Genomic DNA, 17,925 nt, shown 5'->3' on the forward strand with positions numbered 1-17,925 from the left:
TGATTGGAGATCCGTGTCGCTTTCCAGGCAGCCATCGCGAGCAGGCTCGCTCCCACATTGGCCACTTATCAACTGTGGGAGCGAGCCTGCTCGCGATGATTTTGAACCCGAATCCATGTTACTGACTGACCACACTGCCAGACGTTCAAGGCGAATGCGTGGTGTCCGCCAAATCGTCGGCAGCCAGTGCCCCCGTGTCGGACGTTTCCAACACCACGTAAGCACTGCTGCAAAACAGCGAATTCAGACGCTTCATGTCGGCGATCAGTTCCAGGTGCAGCGAACTGGTCTCGATACTCTGCACAATCTTACGTTGCAAACGACTGACATGAGCGTGGGCCAGACGGCGCTCCTGTGCGCGAAAGCGACGTTTCTCACGCAATAACTGGCGGGCACTTTCCTTATCGGCGCTCAGAAACACCGACAACCCCAAGCGCAGGTTGGAAATCAGCTGAGCGTGCAGCCCCGCCAATTCTTCAAGGCCAACCTCGGAAAACGACCGTCGCTGCGCGGTTTTCTGCTGCTGGACCTTGCGCAACATGCGTTCGATCAGGTCGCTGGCCAATTTCAGGTTGATCGCCAGCTCGATGATCTCGGCCCAGCGCCGGCTGTCCTGGTCGCTGAGGTCCTCCCGGGGCATTTGCGCCAGATAGAGTTTGATCGCGCTATAGAGCGATTCCACATCATCGGTCAGGCGACGCACTTCCTGGGTGACGGCGGTTTGCTTGCCACGTAACACATCGAGCATGGCTTCGAGCATGCTGTCGACCAGATCGCCCATGCGCAAGGTTTCCCGAGCCGCGTTAGCCAGCGCCAGGCTGGGGGTTACCAGCGCGCTCGGATCAAGGTGACGCGGTTTGGCCATGCCATTGACTTGCGCTCGCTCCGGGAGCACCCAGGCGCAGAACCTGGCCATCGGCCCGACGCTGGGCAACAGGATCAGGCAGCGCGTGGTGTTGTAGAGCAGGTGGAAGCCGATGACCATTTCCTGAGGACTGAAGTCGAGGCTGTCGATCCAGTGCACCAAGGGGCCGAGCACCGGAATGATCAGCAACAGGCCGATCAGTTTGTATAACAGGCTACCCAGTGCCACCTGACGCCCGGCGGCGTTCTGCATGCTGGTGCTGAGGAACGCGAGCACACCGCTGCCGATGTTGGCGCCGATGACCAGGCCGAGGGCCACCGGCAGGCCGATCACCTTGGCACCGGCCAGCGTCGCGGTCAGCAGCACCGCCGCCAGGCTGGAGTAGGAAATCATGGCGAACAGTGCCCCCATCAGGGCATCGAGCAGGATGTCGCCGGTCAGGGAGGCAAAGATCACTTTTACCCCTTTGGCATGGGTGATTGGCGCGGCGGCTTCGACGATCAGCTGCAGCGCCAGAATGATCAACCCCAGACCGATTGCAACCCGGCCCAGCTGGCCCAATCGGGTCTGTTTGCGCGACAGGAAGAAAATCACCCCGATAAAGATCAGCAGCGGCGACAGCCAGGACAGGTCGAAGGTCAGCACCCGCGCCATCAGCGCCGTACCGACATCTGCCCCGAGCATGGTCGCCAGCGCCGGAGTCAGCGCCATCAGGCCCTGACCGACGAACGAGGTGACGAGCATGGCGGTGGCATTGCTGCTCTGCACCATGGCGGTGACCACGATCCCTGAGATAAAGGCCAGCCAGCGCTTGGACATGTTCCGGCCGATCACATGGCGCAGGTTGGAGCCGTAGACCCGCAGGATGCCGGTTCGGACGATGTGCGTGCCCCAGATCAGCAAGGCCACGGCTGAGAGCAAATTGAGCAGGGTGAGCATGACGGCCCCCTGTGATGGTATCGCCCCAAAGGAGCAAGTTGACGGTACCGCGACGTTCTACGTTTTGTACTTAAGCTGTAGTTGGCTAACGGTCTGGGCGCCAGCATCGCATAGCTAAACAAGTGATTGAAATAAAACTGTCATGAAAACAGCTTCATGCAGGCATGAAAAAGGGGCCCGAAGGCCCCTTTCTCACATCCTGATTTACTGCCCCGGAATGTCCTTGCGCAGTTTCACCGGATCCTGCTGCTTTTTCTTTTTCGCAATCGCGGTACGCATCTTGATGTTGATCGCTTCAACCGCCAGCGAGAACGCCATGGCAAAGTAGACGTAGCCTTTTGGCACATGCACGTCGAAGGATTCGGCAATCAGCACGGTACCGACGATCAGCAGGAACGCCAGTGCCAGCATTTTCAGCGACGGGTGCTTGTCGATGAACTCGCTGATGGTGCCGGAAGCCCACATCATCACCAGCACCGCCACGATGATCGCCGCAACCATGACCGGTACGTGGGACACCATGCCGACCGCGGTAATCACCGAGTCGAGGGAGAACACGATGTCGATGATCGCGATCTGGATGATGGTGTAGAGGAAGTTACCGCCCTTGCCACTCGGCTCGTCGTTGGTTTCGTCTTCACCTTCCAGCGCGTGGTACATCTCCTGCGAGCTCTTCCACAGCAGGAACAGACCACCAAAGAACAGGATCAGGTCACGCCCGGAAATACCCTGGCCGAACACTACGAACAGGTCGGCAGTCAGACGCATGACCCAGGTGATCGACAACAGCAACAGAATCCGCGTGACCATCGCCAGCGCCAGACCGAAGATCCGGGTGCGCGCCTGCATGTGCTTGGGCATGCGGCTGACCAGAATCGAAATCATGATGATGTTATCGATACCCAGGACGATTTCCAGGGCGGTCAGGGTGAAGAAGGCAACCCAGATTTCAGGGTTGGTCAGCCATTCCATGTGTATTCCTTTGAGCGAGTGTTAAACCACAAGGGGCCCGGACTTCAATCAGCGAAGCCTGGACCCCAGGTGGTGAGTCTTGGGCTTATAGAGTGCTGAACAGCGGAAAAATCCCCATCAGCAACGCGGCGACCAGTATGCACATGCACACCAGCACTGCCCACTTCAGGGTGAAACGCTGGTGATCACCAAAATCGATCCCGGCCAGGGCCACCAACAGGTAAGTCGAGGGTACCAGCGGGCTCAGCAAGTGGACGGGCTGACCGACGATCGAGGCACGTGCCATTTCCACGGCGGTTATACCGTAGTGACTGGCGGCTTCGGCAAGTACCGGTAACACGCCGTAATAAAATGCATCGTTCGACATGAAGAAGGTGAACGGCATGCTCACCAGCGCCGTGATCACGGCCAGGTACGGGCCGAGGAAATCCGGGATCACCGACAACAGGCTTTTCGACATGGCATCAACCATACCGGTGCCCGACAGGATACCGGTGAAGATACCAGCGGCAAAGATCAGCCCCACCACTGCCAGCACACTACCGGCGTGAGCTGCAACGCGATCCTTTTGTGCTTGCAGGCACGGATAGTTGACGATCATCGCGATACTGAAGGCCACCATGAACAGCACCGGCAGCGGCAGCAGGCCGGCGACCAGGGTGCACATCAGCGCCAGGGTCAGAGCACCGTTAAACCAGATCAGGCTGGGACGACGGGCATCCGGGAACTGCGAAACGCTGATTTCGCTGTGGTCGATTTCATCACCGATCAGGTGCAACTCACCCAGACGCGCACGTTCACGTTTGCCGTAGAAGTAAGCGATGGCCAGGATGGCCACGACGCCGGCAGCCATCGCCGGGATCATCGGAACGAAGATCGCCGACGGGTCCACGTGCAGCGCACTGGCCGCACGGGCGGTCGGGCCACCCCATGGGGTCATGTTCATCACGCCGCCGGCGAGGATGATCAGACCGGCCATGATTCGCGGGCTCATGCCAATGCGGCTGTAGAGCGGCAACATGGCGGCCACGCAGATCATGTAAGTGGTCGCGCCGTCACCATCGAGGGAAACGACGAGCGCCAGTACGGCGGTGCCGACCGAAACTTTCAGCGGGTCACCCTTGACCATCTTCAGGATCTTGCGCACGGCCGGGTCGAACAGGCCGGAGTCGATCATCAGGGCAAAGTACAGAATGGCAAACATCAGCATCACGCCGGTCGGGGCGAGCTTGGTGATGCCTTCGAGCATCATCGGGCCGATTTTCGGGGCGAAGCCACCGAACAGGGCGAAGACGATCGGAATGATGATCAGGGCGATCAGCGCGGACAGGCGCTTGGTCATGATCAGGAACATGAAGGTGATGACCATGGCGAAGCCAAGGAAAGTCAGCATGGGAATACTCCAGGCGTGGCGCGGCTAGGGAATGAGCGGACCGGGTGTGATCAGCGCAAAACGGGAAGCACGAGGCGTACGGACGGAGTGACAGCGAAGCGGCGGGTAGTAAAGGACATCAGGATCACCATTGTTGTTGTTAAATGGACCTGGCGAGCAATCGAACACTCGCATTGGCCAACCGGTCTATTGCCGGCAGTGGGGGCGATCCTAATCGGGGAAGCTTTCAGCCAGCTTTCGGCAATGAAAGCGTTGACCGGAAGTACGACCGGTCGTCGGACGGGGGCAGGGAGGTAGACCGAGTCGAGTTCTTCGCGAGCAGGCTCGCTCCCACAGAGGCTTTGTGTCGTACGCAAAATCATTGTGGGAGCGAGCCTGCTCGCCGAAGGCGTCCGTCAATACACATCAGGAGGAACTGCATGGCAAAAATTCATACAGGCGGCTGCCACTGCGGGCAGTTGCGCTATCAATTCAGCGGGCCATTACGCGATATCGCCCACTGCCACTGCTCGATTTGCCGACGGGTCAGCGGCGGCATCGTGACCACATGGATCACCGTGCCCGCGTCGGCTTTCCATTGGCTGACCGGGACACCGGCGCTGTACGACTCTTCATCAACGAGCGTGCGCTATTTCTGTGGTAACTGTGGGGCGCAACTGGCGCTGACCACACACCTCAGCCCCGAGAGCATCGACGTGACCATCGCAACCCTCGACCACCCCGAACTGGCTCCCGCCGAGCGGCACATCTGGACCGACAGCCGCTTGCCGTGGCTGCACCTGGATGAGCATTTACCCGGCGAGCCGGAAGAAACCCTCTAGGTTTATAATGAATATGATCAAAAAATAGACAGATCCAGCGGGCGAATCGCACCCATCCAGATCGCGTGCTCGCTGTGGTCCAGCAAGTCGTCGCCGGTGTCCGGATGCAGAAACACCACGAGCCCCTTGCGGTTGAGCGCCAGCCACGGCAGCACGTCGCCGATCAACTCCGGCCCGAAGGCTAGCTGGCAACTCCAGTCCGGATGCGGACCGACCGGGCGCTCGTGCATGCGGCCCATCTTCAGCGCAAACAACTGCGCTGCCTGCTCGCACAAGGCGCGTGCTTGCTCGACGGTGCCGGCGTTGAAATAGACATGGGCGTGGTAACCCTTGATCGTTCGCATCTGAAAGCCTCTGAATCGGTTCGAACCCTCGGTGTTACCTAAAGGTCAGACGCCATATTGGTGAAAAACAGGGAGCGCAGCCATGAAGAATGCCGAAACCCCGGTAGTAAAAGTGGTGCTTTATGGTGCCATGAGTAGCCTGGGCAGTGCGCTGATGGTGGAAATGCTGCGGCGCCAACATGAAGTGATCGCCATTCTCGATGACCTGACGGCGCTCGCGGCGCGTCCGGGTTTGCGCACCAAGACCGGCGATTTGTTCGAGGCTGAACGGGTGAAGCAAAGCGTGGCGGGCAGTTCGGCGGTCATTTGTCTATTGGACGCACCGGGGTTGCCGTACAACAGTGAGCACGTGGAAAAGAACATCGTGCCGGGGCCGGTCGAGCAGGTATTGGCGGCGGATGCATTGATCGATGGCATGCAGGCGGCGGGCATTGCCCGGTTGTTTCTGGTGGGGGACTTCGACGTACTGGACGATCCCGACACTTTCGATCCACTGCAACGTCATGCTGCCGAGGAAATCCGCGAGGCCCTGCAAAGCAGCGCCTTGAAGTGGACACTGGTGAATGCTCCGCGCGGAGTGCCCGGATTGACCATCGAGCATTTCAGCCAGGTCGGCAGCACCCTGGAGCCCGGTCTGACCGAACCGCTGGAACGCCTGAGGCGCACGGCTACAGGAATTGCCGATGAATTGCATTTGAACCTGCACATCGGTGAGCACGTCAGTTTTGTCGCAACTGATGGTTAAACCGCAATAGATGGCAGCGCCAGACCATTGAGCGATTGCGCACTGCCGGCCTGCTCGGCCATCAACCAATCGACAAACTGCTGAATCAACGCCCCCCGCCGCTTGCGCTGCGGCAATACTACGTAATATCCCAGCCTGGACATCGCCGTTTCGGCAATCGGTCGGCACAACAATCCTTGCGCCAGCAAGTTATCCACAAGATGCCGCCAACCGATGGCCACGCCCTGACCACCAATCGCTGCCTGAATCAGCAGTGTGTAATTGTCGAAGCGTAACTGCCCGGGGGCGGGAGGCGAGGTAATCCCCAACTCGCGAAACACGCCACTCCAGTCAAACCAGTTGCTGCTGTGCTCACCGCGCAAGTGCAGCAGCGGAAACTCCAGCAATGCCTGAACGGGCAAGGGCAGGGGACGCTCATTCAATAGTTGCGGGCTGCAGACCGGAAACACTTCTTCGCTGAACAACCAATGGCTTTCGCCTTGTTTGAAGCGACCATCGCCGAACAACACTGCCACATCGATATCGGTACGCAGCATGTTGTGGCTGCGCTCACTGGTTACCAGGCTGACATCCACCTGCGGATTGGCCGCGTGAAAGCGGTGCAGACGCGGCATCAACCAATACGCGGCAAAAGCAAAATCGGTGGCGACCTGCAGCACCTCATGTTGTTGCTGGGCGCTGATCGCGCTCAATCCGCCATCAATTTGCTGTAAACCGAGCTGAACCTGCTCAAAAAGAATAATCCCGGCCTCGGTCAATTCGATGCCGCGGTAGATGCGATCGAACAATCGGATTGCCAGTTGTTCCTCCAGGCGTTTGATTTGCTGGCTGATGGCCGGTTGCGTGGTGCCCAGCTCAACCGCCGCAGCGGTGAAGCTGCGTTGTCGCGCGGCCGCTTCGAAAGCGCGGAGCAGATCCAGGGACAGGTCACCGAGGGCGTCATACATAAGCTGTGCTTATCCTAGTCATTGCCACGCATGGGCTTTACCGCAAAGTGTGGGGGTTTCATTCTCGATCCCAGCACTTTCGCATAAACATCGACTATGGAATGCCGCGATCACATGAAGCGCAAGAACATTCTTTTCATCATGGCCGATCAAATGGCCGCGCCAATGTTGCCGTTCTACGGCCCTTCGCCCGTCAAGTTGCCGAACTTGAGCCGCCTTGCCGCCCAAGGCGTGGTGTTCGATTCTGCGTATTGCAACAGCCCCTTGTGCGCGCCGTCACGCTTTACTCTGGTCAGCGGTCAACTGCCGAGCAAGATCGGCGCCTACGACAACGCGGCGGATTTCCCGGCCGATGTACCCACCTATGCCCACTACCTGCGCCGTCTCGGCTACCGCACCGCGCTATCGGGCAAGATGCATTTCTGCGGCCCGGACCAATTGCACGGCTATGAAGAACGCCTGACCAGCGATATCTATCCCGCTGACTATGGTTGGGCGGTGAATTGGGATGAACCGGATGTCCGTCCGACCTGGTACCACAACATGTCGTCAGTGCTGCAAGCCGGGCCTTGTGTACGCACCAATCAGCTGGATTTCGACGAAGAAGTAGTGTTCAAGGCCCAGCAATATTTGTTCGATCACATTCGAGAGGAGGGCGATCAGCCGTTCTGCCTGACGGTCTCGATGACTCATCCTCACGACCCTTACACGATTCCCAAGGCCTTTTGGGATCTGTACGACGACGCCGACATCCCATTGCCTGCAACACCAGAGCAGCACGATCTCGATCCGCATTCCCGGCGTTTGCTCAAGGTCTATGACCTGTGGGACAAGCCACTGCCTGTGGATAAGATCCGCGACGCACGTCGCGCCTATTTCGGTGCATGCAGCTATATCGATAGCAACGTCGGCAAACTCCTGCAAACGCTCGAAGATACCGGGCTGATCGATAACACCATCATCGTGTTCTCCGGCGACCACGGCGACATGCTGGGCGAGCGTGGCCTCTGGTACAAAATGCACTGGTATGAAATGGCCGCGCGGGTGCCCCTGTTGATAAGTGCGCCGGGGCAATTCGCTGCCGGACGGGTCAGCGCCTCGGTGTCCACCGCCGACCTGCTGCCCACCTTTGTGGAGCTGGCAGGCGGCACACTGGAACCGGGCTTGCCGCTGGATGGCCGCTCGCTGGTTGCGCATCTGCAAGGGCAGGGCGGTCACGACGAAGTGTTTGGTGAATACATGGCCGAAGGCACCATCGGCCCGCTGATGATGATTCGCCGTGGCAACTACAAATTCATCTACAGCGAAGATGATCCCTGCCTGCTCTTCGACGTGCACAATGATCCGCACGAATTGGAAGAACTCAGCCAATCACCGCAATATCGCCAGCTGTTCGACGACTTTCTCGCCGAAGCACGGGCAAAATGGGATATCCCGGCGATACACCAACAGGTGCTCGCGAGCCAGCGGCGCCGGCGCTTCGTCGCCGACGCCCTGACCATCGGCAAGCTCAAGAGCTGGGATCACCAGCCGCTGGTGGACGCCAGCCAGCAATACATGCGCAACCACATCGACCTTGATGATCTGGAGCGTAAAGCACGTTATCCACAACCCTGCCAAAACCAATAATGTTAAGGGGAAGTCCATGCAAAGGTTATCCACAGTACTGACGGTCGGGCTTCTGGCTCTGGGCAGCGCGTCGGCATACGCCGATCAAAGCTGCGAGACAGTGAAGATGGCCGACCCTGGCTGGAGCGACATCGCCGCGACCAACGCCATCACCGGCTTTCTGCTGGACGGCATGGGCTACAAGGCCAAGGTCGATACCCTCGCGGTGCCGATCACCTTTGGCGGGCTCAAGGATGGCCAGGTCGATGTGTTCCTGGGTAACTGGATGCCGGCGCAGCAGGGCTTCTACGACAAGTTCGTGGCCACGGGCGACGTCACTCAACTGGCGAAAAACCTCGACGGCACCGAATTCACCCTCGCCGTTCCAGACTACGTCTGGGACGCGGGTGTGCATAACTTTTCCGACCTGAACAAATACGCGGACAAATTCGACCGGAAGATCTACGGTATTGGCTCTGGCGCACCGGCCAACATTTCCCTGCAAGAGATCATCAAGAAAAACGATTTCGACATGGGCCAGTGGAAACTGGTCGAATCCAGTGAGCAGGCGATGCTCGCCGAAGTGTCCCGCGCAGTGAAGAAACAGAAATTCGTGACCTTCCTCGGCTGGACCCCACACCCGATGAACGTGCAGCTGAAAATGCATTACCTCAAGGGCGGCGAGCAATACTTCGGTGACACCGGTAGCGTTCACACCCTGACCCGCAAAGGTTATGCACAGGCCTGTCCGAACGTTGGCAAACTGCTGACCAACCTGAATTTCACTCAGGAGATGGAGAACAGCATCATGGCCGAGGTGGTGAACAAGAAAGTCAGCAATACCGACGCGGCCAAGGCGTGGATCAAGGCCAATCCGGCCGTGCTGGATAAATGGCTCGATGGCGTGAAAACCGTGGATGGCAAGGATGCGTTGCCGGCGGTGAAAGCCAAGCTCTGAACCTGTGGGAGCGAGCCTGCTCGCGAAGGGGCCATCAGATCCAAAATTTGCATCGACTGAAACTCCGCATTCGCGAGCAGGCTCGCTCCCACAATGTCTGGTGCTGATACCCTTGTGCAAAACCCAACCCGAGAGGCTTCATGGCCCTTCCCAGCCGCCATTCACTCTTCCCCTTCCTCACCTGGTTGCCCCGGCAAACCCGCGCCAGCGTCGGCCGTGACCTGATCGTCGGCCTCAGCGGCGCGATTCTCGCGTTGCCGCAATCCATTGCCTACGCCCTGATCGCCGGTCTCCCACCGGAATACGGCTTGTACGCGGCGATCATCCCGGTATTGATCGCTTGTCTGTGGGGTTCGTCGTGGCATTTGATCTGCGGTCCTACGGCGGCGATCTCCATTGTCCTGTACGCCAGCGTCAGTCCTCTGGCCGTTCCGGCGACACAGGACTACGTGACCTTGATCCTGTTGCTGACGTTGCTGGCCGGGATTTTCCAGTGGCTGCTGGGCCTGCTGCGCTTTGGGGCGCTGGTGAATTTCGTCTCGCATTCAGTGGTGCTCGGCTTTACCCTCGGTGCCGCGGTAGTCATTGCCATCGGCCAGTTGCCCAACCTGCTGGGGCTGGACTTGCCCAGCCAGGCCACTGCACTGGACAGCTTCATTCTGCTGTTCAGACACCTCGAGGAAATCGATAAGCCATCGCTCATGCTGGGGCTGGCGACCGTGGTGGTAGGCGTCATCCTCAAGCTGTGGCTGCCGCGTTGGCCGACACTGTTGATCACCCTCGTGCTGGGCGCGTTGCTGGTCTGGCTCTGGCCATCGATGTTCGGCCATGTGGAGCTGGTCAGCGCATTCACCGGAAAGTTGCCGCCCTTCAGCCCGCTGCCGCTGGACCTTGACCTGATCCTGCGTCTACTGCCGAGTGCCGTGGCAGTGGGCATGCTCGGGCTGGTCACCAGCCTGTCGATCGCCCGCTCGTTGTCGGCACGCTCGCAGCAATTGCTCGACGCCAATCAGGAAGTTCGCGCCCAGGGTTTATCCAACATCGTCGGTGCATTTTTTTCCGGATCGCTATCTGCCGGTTCTTTCACCCGCTCGGGCCTGAGTTACGAAGCCGGAGCCTGCTCACCCTTGGCGGGTATTTTTTCGGCGCTGTGGGTGGCACTTTTCGCGATCTTCGGTGCAAATCTGATCGCGCACATTCCGATTCCGGCCATGGCCGGCAGCATTCTGCTGATCGCCTGGGGCCTGGTGGATCATCGTGGCATTCGCGCGCTGCTGCGGGTCAGTCGCGCCGAGTTCGTGGTCATGGCCCTCACTTGTGTCGCCACCCTGTTGCTGGAACTGCAGACGGCAATCTATGCCGGGGTGCTGGCCTCCCTATTCTTTTACCTCAAGCGGACTTCGCAACCGCGGGTACAACATGTGCGCGACGGCGATGAAGACATTTTGCGGGTGGGCGGTTCGATCTTTTTCGGCGCAAGTCACTACCTGCAGGTACGCCTGCAACGGATGCACGGCGCGCGCGTGGTGATCGAGGCGCAGCAGATCAACTTCATCGATTATTCAGGGGTGGAAATGCTGCATCAGGAAGCACGGCGGCTGCTGCGCCAGGACCGCAGCCTGACCCTGCGCCGGGCACGGCCGCAGGTGGTGGAAGAGTTGAGGAAGCTCGAAGGGGCGGAGAAGTGCCCGATCCAATTCGAAGATTGAAACACTGAACCCTGTGGGAGCAAGGCTTGCCCGCGATGGCGTTCTTGAGATCGCCATCGCGGGCAAGCCTTGCTCCCACAGGGCGCGTTTTATACGGCCAGTTGTCGGCGCAGCTCGGCCAACACCGGCACCGTGTCCGGACGCACTCCACGCCACAGGAAGAACGCTTCCGCCGCTTGTTCAGCGAGCATTCCCAAGCCGTCCATTGCCACTGCCGCGCCGTTTTCGCTGGCCCAGCGGCAGAACGAGGTCGGTTCCTTGCCATACATCATGTCGTAGCACACCGTTTTGCCCGGCTCGATCAGGCTGGCGGCGATCGGCGGCACATCGCCGGTCAGGCTCGCGGACGTGGCATTGATGATCAGGTCCACCGATTCCTGCAACCAGTCGTAACCGCTGGCCGATACCGGTCCCAGATCGCAGAACAGTTCCGCCAGCAACTCGGCCTTGTCCACGGTGCGGTTGGCGATGATCACCGACGCCGGTTGCTCGGCCAGCAAAGGCTCCAGTGCCCCGCGTACCGCGCCGCCGGCACCGAGCAGCAGAATGCGTTTACCCTTGAGGCTGAACCCGGCGTTGACCGTCAGATCCCGCACCAGGCCGGCGCCGTCGGTGTTGTCACCCAGCAGGCTGCCGTCGTCCATCTTGCTCAGGGTATTCACCGCACCGGCCCGTTGCGCACGGGCGGTCAGGTGATCCGCCAGGCGATAGGCTTCTTCCTTGAACGGGACCGTCACATTCGCTCCGCGGCCCTCGAGGAAAAATGCCCGGGCGCAGCCGGAAAAATCGTCGAGAGGCGCCAGCAGGGTGCTGTAGTCGAGTTTCTGCGCGGTCTGCTCGGCGAACAGCCGATGAATCAGTGGCGACTTGCTGTGGCCAATCGGATTACCGAAAACGACATAACGGTCCATCAACATTCCTCGTTCAGGCCTCGGCCAACCAATCGCGATCTTGCAGGAAGTACTCGGTCAGGCGCGCCTCTTCGCTGCCAGGCTCGGCTTTCCAATCGTAACCCCAGCGTACTTGCGGGGGCAGGGACATGAGGATCGACTCGGTACGCCCGCCCGATTGCAGGCCGAACAAGGTGCCGCGGTCATAAACCAGGTTGAACTCGACGTAGCGCCCACGGCGGAATTCCTGGAATTCCCGTTGTTGGGCGGTAAACGCATCGTTCTTGCGGCGCTGCACGATCGGCAGGTAAGCATCGATGTACGCATCACCAATGGCGCGCATGAACGCGAAACTGGTGTCGAAATCCCACTCGTTCAGGTCATCGAAAAACAGGCCGCCGATGCCCCGCGGCTCGTGGCGATGCTTGATGTGGAAATAGCTGTCGCACCACGCCTTGTATCGCGGGTAGACGTCCGGACCGAACGGCGCGCAGGCCTGCTCGGCCACGCGGTGCCAGTGCACGCAGTCATCGATGTTGCCGTAGTAGGGCGTCAGGTCGAAACCACCGCCGAACCACCAGACCGGCTCTTCGCCTTCCTTCTCGGCGATGAAAAAACGCACGTTGGCGTGGGAAGTCGGTACGTGGGGGTTGTGCGGGTGAATTACCAGCGACACGCCCAGGGCTTCGAAACCACGCCCGGCCAGTTCCGGCCGATGGGCACTGGCGGACGGTGGCAGACCGCTACCGAACACGTGGGAAAAGTTGACGCCGCCCTTTTCGATGACCGTACCGTTTTCGATGACCCGCGTCCGCCCGCCACCGCCGGCAGGCCGGGTCCAGGCATCTTCGACGAAGCGCGTGCCGCCGTCTTCGGCTTCCAGAGCGGCGCAAATACGGTCTTGCAGGTCGAGCAGGTAGGCTTTTACGGCCTCTGTGCGGGTAGTCATGGCATCACCTTGAATCGGGCAAAGCTACGCGGCGCTCCATTGGAGCCGGCCTGCGCAAATGGGCGCGTAGCATACCACCGCCGATACGCTCGTCGCAGTTGACGAAGATCAAGCTTAGGAGTCCGATAGGGAGCTTCGCATTGACGACCCAAGGAGAAGGCAAATGGCAAAGCGTATCCAGTTCCGCGCCCACGGCGGCCCCGAAGTGCTCGAGTATGTGGATTACCAACCCGCCGAGCCCGGCCCGCAGCAGGTCCGCGTGACCAACAAGGCCATTGGCCTGAACTTCATCGACACCTATTACCGCAGCGGTCTCTATCCACCGCCAGCCTTGCCATCGGGCTTGGGTTCCGAAGGCGCAGGCGTGGTCGAGGCGGTCGGCAGCGAAGTCACCCGGTTCAAGGTCGGTGATCGCGTGGCTTACGGCAGTGGCCCATTGGGCGCCTACAGCGACGTTCACGTCTTGCCCGAAGCCAATCTGGTCAAACTACCGGACGCCATCAGCTTCGAAACGGCTGCCGGGGTCATGCTCAAAGGCCTGACCGTGCAGTACCTGCTGCGTCAGACCTATGAGCTCAAGGGTGGCGAAACCGTCCTGTTCCACGCCGCGGCCGGCGGTGTGGGCTCTTTGGCCTGCCAATGGGCCAAAGCCTTGGGCGTCAAGTTGATCGGCACGGTAAGTTCGCCAGAGAAAGCCGCACTGGCCAAGGCCAATGGTGCCTGGGCGACCATCGACTACAGCCATGAAAACGTCGCACAACGCGTACTGGAATTGACTGACGGCAAAAAAGTGTCGGTGGTGTACGACGGCGTCGGCAAGGACACCTGGCTGACCTCCCTCGACAGCGTGGCGCCACGGGGACTGGTGGTGAGCTTTGGTAATGCATCCGGCGCGGTGGATGGCGTGAACCTGGGGATTCTGGCGGCGAAGGGTTCGCTGTATGTCACCCGGCCAACCCTGGGGACCTACGCCAACAATGCGCAAAACCTGCAGCGCATGGCCGATGAGCTGTTCGAGATGATCATCAGCGGCAAGCTGAAGGTGGACATCAGCCAGCGTTATCCACTGGCGGATGCGGCGAAGGCGCAGACCGAGTTGTCGGCGCGGCGTACGACGGGTTCGGTTGTTCTGTTGCCTTAAAATTTTCAGCGTCTGCCTGGGCCTCATCGCGGGCAAGCCCGCTCCCACAGGATCTCGGTTGGGTCACAAATCTGTATTCCAACCAAATACCTGTGGGAGCGGGCTTGCCCGCGATTGGGGTCGCCGCGGTATTAATCCGGGCGCACAACGTGGCCCGTTGCCAGATCACGAATCACGCTCGGGTTCTTGCGCCCACCGAGATTCCCGCCCAACACCAAATCGACCTGCCCACGGAAATACTGCTCGACGCGAATCCGCGTGCGCGCCGCCGGCCGTCCCTGCGGATTGGCGGATGTCGACACCAGGGGGCCGACAAGGGCGCACAAATCCCGCACTTGCGGGTGATCGCTGACCCGCAGGGCCACCGTTTCATGCACGCCGGTAATCCACTGCGGCAATAGATTCTGATGTGGCACCAGCCAGGTGTTCGGCCCCGGCCAGGTGCTGGCCATGCGATCCATCCACAGCTCGGGAAAGTCCTCGAACAGGAAGTCGAACTGGCGAATGTTGTCGGCGACCAGAATCAAGCCCTTATCCACAGACCGGCCCTTGATCAGTAGCAATCGATCCACCGCTTCTTCGTCCCACGGGTCGCAACCCAGACCCCAGACGGCTTCGGTTGGGTAGGCAATGACCGCCCCTGCGCGAACGGCTCGTGCGGCTTGTTGCACACGCCAACTGTTGACCATGAAAAACGCTCCAGAATAAGGCTCTGTGCAGTTTACCGATCTTCCTTATAAAACCTAGCTCACCCGCGCAAACCAGCGCCCGTTTTCGCAGACTGCGCAACCCTCCATTTCCAGCTCGGTCAGCACCACCAGCACTTTGGGCAACGCCCAGCCGCTGGCATCGGCCAGCGCTTCACTGGTGAGCGGTGCGGCGTGGAGCAACGACAACAAAGGATGGGGCACAGCGGTCGCTGGCGTGCCTGTGGATAAAGGCAGCTGTTGCCAGCCGCGCAAGGCTTCGAGGATATGCTCGATGGTTTCCACCAGCACCGCGCCGTCACGAATCAACTGATGGCAGCCCTTGGCGCCGGGGTGATGGATCGACCCCGGAATCGCGTACACCTCACGTCCTTGTTCCGCCGCCAGCCTCGCGGTGATCAATGAACCGCTGGCGATGCTGGCTTCGACCACCAGAACGCCGAGGGATAAACCACTGATGATTCGATTGCGCCGCGGGAAGTTGCTGGCAGTCGGGCCAGCGTCCAGCGGGAACTCGGAAAGCACTGTGCTGCCGGAGGCGATCATCGCATCCGCCAGCCGTCGATTGCGCTGTGGATAAAAATTTTCCAGCCCCGTGCCAAGCACACCGATCGTTTGCCCGCCAACGTCCAATGCCGCCTGATGTGCGGCGGCGTCGATACCCAGGGCGAGACCGCTGGTGATGACAAAACCGGCGCTGGCCAGGCTGCGGGAAAACGCGGCGGCGGTGTCCATGCCCGGCCTTGACGCACGTCGACTGCCCACCATCGCCAGTTGCGGCTTTTCCAGAATTTCGCGGTTGCCTGCGACGAACAGCAATGGTGGAGCATCGCTGATTTGCGCCAGCAGCGCCGGGTAGTCAGGCTGGTCCCACATCAATAGATGCTGGGCCGGACGCTCGAGCCAAGCCAATGCATGGCTCGCGCCATCACGAACATCAGCGCAGCGCCGAGCCTCGGCACAGGCCAGCGGCAAGCCCAGCGCACGCCATGCACTGGCCGGCGCGCTGATGGCCTTTGACGCCGAACCGAAGGCCTCCAGCAACTTCTTGAACCGCGCCGCACCGAGTTCCGGCAAACGATGCAGGCGTAAACGAGCTTCCAGTTCCGCCGGGGAAACGGGTGTAAATGCAGATTGCGGCATGGATCATCCTTGATCGTTATAAGCACCCGCCCAAGCGGGAATAAGCTGTGGATAACTCTGTTGGTAACTTGTGAAGCACGCTTACGGGTTTCGCACCTTGTCCATCACCGCCAGCGAGCGCGAGGCTTTTAGCACCAGTCCGTAGCTGAGCTTGTCGTAGGTACGGAAAACCATCAGCAGACCGGCGCGCTCATCAGGAATTTTCAGCGGCTGGCCAGTGATCCGGTCGCGCACGGTTTCGCCGGTCTTCATCACCACCAACACATTGCCTTCGGCCAGGCCGTCACGCTGGCCCTTGTTCAGCGTGACCACGTCCAGTGCGCCGATCTGGGTCACCCCGCGCGGCACATCGATGATCAATCCGTCGATCTGGTTTTTCGGTGAGCTGGGCATGAACGTTGAATTGATCGAGCGTTCTTCGCCGCTGAACAACCGGTCACCAAGGCGCACTTCCTGGGTCGTGCGCTGCAACGCCAGGGTAGCCACGTCGCCTTCAGTGGCGACGATCTCGCCGCCGCCGATGTCGTCGGCATTGATTCCGAGAAACTCCCGGGTCTGTGGATCGGTGTAGACCTTGCCCTGGCGAAAGATGCCGTACACCGGTTGCGCCGGATCGAAGTGGCCGCGGGCGAAGATTCGGTCACCCGTACCGCTGAGCACGCGCTCGGCATCACCGGCCACGATGTAAGGCGCCTTGTCGAAATCCTCGACCTTGTCGACGATGCGATTGCTCAGCAGAAAACTGTTGATCGATTTCAGCGGAATGCTCGGAATCGCCTCAGCCACCGGGCTGCTACGCACCCGTGGCGACAGTTTGAGGGTGCCCCGGGAGGCGCCGCGATTGAGGGTCAGGCGTGGCTGACCGTTGACGTAGACCAGCGAAAGCGTATCGCCGGGATAGATAAGGTTGGGATTTTCGATTTGCGGATTGGCTTGCCACAACTGCGGCCACTGCCACGGTTCACGGAGGAATTTTCCCGAGATATCCCAGAGTGTGTCCCCCGATACCACGGTGTATTGCTGTGGAAAACCTTCCCTGAGTTGCACTTGCCCGTGCGCCAAACCGGCGGACACCAGAAGGAGCAGGGCGAGTAGTGATTTCCTCATGCGGTGAATCCCTTTATTATGTACGTTCGCGTGAAACGCCAGAGCCGTCAGTGGCTCGCTCCCCGCTTGCTTATGAAAAGAAGGGAGCTACGTTTTACAACGGTAGCCTGCCTCTTCGGACTCGCCAGGCCACCGGCCCGACCTTACTTCACACGTGCAGTCATCAAGCCTATGGCCATTTTGAACATCCTCGAATTCCCTGACTCGCGCCTGCGCACCATCGCCAAACCGGTGACCGTAGTGGACGACGAAGTGCGTCAGTTGGTCGATGACATGTTTGAAACAATGTATGAGGCACCGGGCATCGGCCTCGCCGCGACCCAGGTCAACGTACACAAACGCATCGTCGTGATGGACCTGTCCGAAGACCGCACCGAGCCACGAGTGTTCATCAACCCCGAGCTCGAACCGCTGACTGACGAGATGGGCCAGTACCAGGAAGGCTGTCTTTCGGTACCGGGCTTCTACGAAAACGTCGATCGCCCGCAAAGGGTCAAGGTCAAGGCACTGGACCGCGACGGCCAGCCTTACGAACTGATCGCCGAGGATCTGCTCGCCGTGTGCATCCAACACGAATGCGACCACCTCAACGGCAAATTGTTCGTCGATTACCTGTCCACGCTCAAACGCGACCGCATCAAGAAGAAACTGGAAAAGCTTCATCGCCAGAACGCCTGATGCCCCTCT

General features: G+C 59.9%; 17 protein-coding genes. 7 read left to right on the forward strand and 10 right to left on the reverse strand.

The window, feature by feature from the left end; genetic code table 11:
• Positions 1-145 precede the first annotated feature (145 nt).
• The 3 genes from BJ917_RS30680 to BJ917_RS30690 all read right to left on the reverse strand — a co-directional run bounded on the left by BJ917_RS30680 (position 146) and on the right by BJ917_RS30690 (position 4,169).
• Complete coding sequence (locus BJ917_RS30680) at positions 146-1,804, reverse strand: Na/Pi cotransporter family protein (protein WP_121106008.1); 1,659 nt, start codon at positions 1,802-1,804, stop codon at positions 146-148.
• A 204-nt stretch (positions 1,805-2,008) separates the two neighbouring features.
• Positions 2,009-2,776: a TerC family protein gene (locus BJ917_RS30685; RefSeq protein ID WP_096514099.1), complete on the reverse strand. Its 768-nt coding sequence runs from the start codon at positions 2,774-2,776 to the stop codon at positions 2,009-2,011.
• An 85-nt stretch (positions 2,777-2,861) separates the two neighbouring features.
• Complete coding sequence (locus tag BJ917_RS30690) at positions 2,862-4,169, reverse strand: CitMHS family transporter (RefSeq protein WP_096514100.1); 1,308 nt, start codon at positions 4,167-4,169, stop codon at positions 2,862-2,864.
• A gap of 419 nt (positions 4,170-4,588) precedes the next feature.
• Here BJ917_RS30690 and BJ917_RS30695 point away from each other — a divergent pair, with 419 nt between their 5' ends.
• Entirely contained in the window at positions 4,589-4,990 is a 402-nt protein-coding gene (locus BJ917_RS30695) for a GFA family protein (protein ID WP_096514101.1), read from the forward strand.
• 17 nt (positions 4,991-5,007) lie between these two features.
• Here the strand turns inward: BJ917_RS30695 and BJ917_RS30700 are convergent, their stop codons facing one another.
• Complete coding sequence (locus tag BJ917_RS30700) at positions 5,008-5,334, reverse strand: DOPA 4,5-dioxygenase family protein (protein ID WP_121106010.1); 327 nt, start codon at positions 5,332-5,334, stop codon at positions 5,008-5,010.
• An 82-nt stretch (positions 5,335-5,416) separates the two neighbouring features.
• Here BJ917_RS30700 and BJ917_RS30705 point away from each other — a divergent pair, with 82 nt between their 5' ends.
• Positions 5,417-6,079 (forward strand): NAD(P)-dependent oxidoreductase, encoded by a 663-nt coding sequence (locus BJ917_RS30705; protein WP_121106012.1) that lies wholly within the window; start codon positions 5,417-5,419, stop codon positions 6,077-6,079.
• Here the strand turns inward: BJ917_RS30705 and BJ917_RS30710 are convergent.
• Positions 6,076-7,026: a LysR family transcriptional regulator gene (locus BJ917_RS30710; RefSeq protein WP_121106014.1), complete on the reverse strand. Its 951-nt coding sequence runs from the start codon at positions 7,024-7,026 to the stop codon at positions 6,076-6,078. The two genes, BJ917_RS30705 and BJ917_RS30710, sit on opposite strands and share 4 nt — an antisense overlap.
• 114 nt (positions 7,027-7,140) lie before the next feature.
• On the opposite strand from BJ917_RS30710, the gene betC reads away from it, so the two are divergent.
• The 3 genes from betC (at position 7,141) to BJ917_RS30730 (ending at position 11,301) form a co-directional block, all read left to right on the forward strand.
• Entirely contained in the window at positions 7,141-8,655 is a 1,515-nt protein-coding gene (gene betC, locus BJ917_RS30715; protein WP_121106016.1) for a choline-sulfatase, read from the forward strand.
• Between the two features lie 16 nt (positions 8,656-8,671).
• On the forward strand, positions 8,672-9,592 hold the full coding sequence (gene choX / locus BJ917_RS30720) for a choline ABC transporter substrate-binding protein (RefSeq protein ID WP_096514106.1): 921 nt from the start codon (positions 8,672-8,674) through the stop codon (positions 9,590-9,592).
• 140 nt (positions 9,593-9,732) lie between these two features.
• Positions 9,733-11,301: a SulP family inorganic anion transporter gene (locus BJ917_RS30730; protein WP_096514107.1), complete on the forward strand. Its 1,569-nt coding sequence runs from the start codon at positions 9,733-9,735 to the stop codon at positions 11,299-11,301.
• A gap of 89 nt (positions 11,302-11,390) precedes the next feature.
• Here BJ917_RS30730 and aroE read toward each other — a convergent pair whose 3' ends face one another.
• Positions 11,391-12,212 (reverse strand): shikimate dehydrogenase, encoded by an 822-nt coding sequence (gene aroE, locus BJ917_RS30735; protein ID WP_121106018.1) that lies wholly within the window; start codon positions 12,210-12,212, stop codon positions 11,391-11,393.
• Between the two features lie 13 nt (positions 12,213-12,225).
• Positions 12,226-13,140, reverse strand: a complete 915-nt coding sequence (gene hemF / locus BJ917_RS30740) for an oxygen-dependent coproporphyrinogen oxidase (RefSeq protein ID WP_096514108.1) — start codon at positions 13,138-13,140, stop codon at positions 12,226-12,228.
• Between the two features lie 163 nt (positions 13,141-13,303).
• Between hemF and BJ917_RS30745 the strand changes: the two genes are divergently transcribed.
• Positions 13,304-14,281: an NADPH:quinone reductase gene (locus tag BJ917_RS30745; protein ID WP_096514109.1), complete on the forward strand. Its 978-nt coding sequence runs from the start codon at positions 13,304-13,306 to the stop codon at positions 14,279-14,281.
• 131 nt (positions 14,282-14,412) lie between these two features.
• On the opposite strand, the gene BJ917_RS30750 is transcribed toward BJ917_RS30745, so the two are convergent.
• The 3 genes from BJ917_RS30750 to BJ917_RS30760 form a co-directional block, all read right to left on the reverse strand.
• Positions 14,413-14,970: an L-threonylcarbamoyladenylate synthase gene (locus BJ917_RS30750; protein ID WP_096514110.1), complete on the reverse strand. Its 558-nt coding sequence runs from the start codon at positions 14,968-14,970 to the stop codon at positions 14,413-14,415.
• 54 nt (positions 14,971-15,024) lie between these two features.
• Complete coding sequence (dprA, locus tag BJ917_RS30755; RefSeq protein ID WP_121106019.1) at positions 15,025-16,131, reverse strand: DNA-processing protein DprA; 1,107 nt, start codon at positions 16,129-16,131, stop codon at positions 15,025-15,027.
• A gap of 81 nt (positions 16,132-16,212) precedes the next feature.
• Positions 16,213-17,238, reverse strand: a complete 1,026-nt coding sequence (locus BJ917_RS30760) for a LysM peptidoglycan-binding domain-containing protein (RefSeq protein WP_121106021.1) — start codon at positions 17,236-17,238, stop codon at positions 16,213-16,215.
• A 171-nt stretch (positions 17,239-17,409) separates the two neighbouring features.
• Between BJ917_RS30760 and def the strand changes: the two genes are divergently transcribed.
• The gene (gene def / locus BJ917_RS30765; RefSeq protein WP_096514113.1) at positions 17,410-17,916 is read left to right on the forward strand and encodes a peptide deformylase; all 507 of its coding nucleotides are present in this window, start codon (positions 17,410-17,412) and stop codon (positions 17,914-17,916) included.
• The last annotated feature ends 9 nt before the right edge of the window (positions 17,917-17,925 follow it).

The organism is Pseudomonas sp. WPR_5_2 (genome assembly GCF_003634475.1).
GTDB lineage: Bacteria > Pseudomonadota > Gammaproteobacteria > Pseudomonadales > Pseudomonadaceae > Aquipseudomonas > Aquipseudomonas izuensis.

Bases quoted from the DNA above. Each gene is read 5' to 3' on its own strand.
- BJ917_RS30750 (WP_096514110.1), bottom strand. From the start codon at position 14,970: ATGGTCAACAGTTGGCGTGTGCAACAAGCCGCACGAGCCGTTCGCGCA.
- betC (WP_121106016.1), top strand. From the start codon at position 7,141: ATGAAGCGCAAGAACATTCTTTTCATCATGGCCGATCAAATGGCCGCG.
- BJ917_RS30760 (WP_121106021.1), bottom strand. From the start codon at position 17,238: ATGAGGAAATCACTACTCGCCCTGCTCCTTCTGGTGTCCGCCGGTTTG.
- BJ917_RS30695 (WP_096514101.1), top strand. From the start codon at position 4,589: ATGGCAAAAATTCATACAGGCGGCTGCCACTGCGGGCAGTTGCGCTAT.
- BJ917_RS30745 (WP_096514109.1), top strand. From the start codon at position 13,304: ATGGCAAAGCGTATCCAGTTCCGCGCCCACGGCGGCCCCGAAGTGCTC.
- BJ917_RS30690 (WP_096514100.1), bottom strand. From the start codon at position 4,169: ATGCTGACTTTCCTTGGCTTCGCCATGGTCATCACCTTCATGTTCCTG.
- BJ917_RS30705 (WP_121106012.1), top strand. From the start codon at position 5,417: ATGAAGAATGCCGAAACCCCGGTAGTAAAAGTGGTGCTTTATGGTGCC.
- hemF (WP_096514108.1), bottom strand. From the start codon at position 13,140: ATGACTACCCGCACAGAGGCCGTAAAAGCCTACCTGCTCGACCTGCAA.
- choX (WP_096514106.1), top strand. From the start codon at position 8,672: ATGCAAAGGTTATCCACAGTACTGACGGTCGGGCTTCTGGCTCTGGGC.
- BJ917_RS30730 (WP_096514107.1), top strand. From the start codon at position 9,733: ATGGCCCTTCCCAGCCGCCATTCACTCTTCCCCTTCCTCACCTGGTTG.
- dprA (WP_121106019.1), bottom strand. From the start codon at position 16,131: ATGCCGCAATCTGCATTTACACCCGTTTCCCCGGCGGAACTGGAAGCT.
- BJ917_RS30685 (WP_096514099.1), bottom strand. From the start codon at position 2,776: ATGGAATGGCTGACCAACCCTGAAATCTGGGTTGCCTTCTTCACCCTG.
- BJ917_RS30680 (WP_121106008.1), bottom strand. From the start codon at position 1,804: ATGCTCACCCTGCTCAATTTGCTCTCAGCCGTGGCCTTGCTGATCTGG.
- aroE (WP_121106018.1), bottom strand. From the start codon at position 12,212: ATGGACCGTTATGTCGTTTTCGGTAATCCGATTGGCCACAGCAAGTCG.
- BJ917_RS30700 (WP_121106010.1), bottom strand. From the start codon at position 5,334: ATGCGAACGATCAAGGGTTACCACGCCCATGTCTATTTCAACGCCGGC.
- BJ917_RS30710 (WP_121106014.1), bottom strand. From the start codon at position 7,026: ATGTATGACGCCCTCGGTGACCTGTCCCTGGATCTGCTCCGCGCTTTC.
- def (WP_096514113.1), top strand. From the start codon at position 17,410: ATGGCCATTTTGAACATCCTCGAATTCCCTGACTCGCGCCTGCGCACC.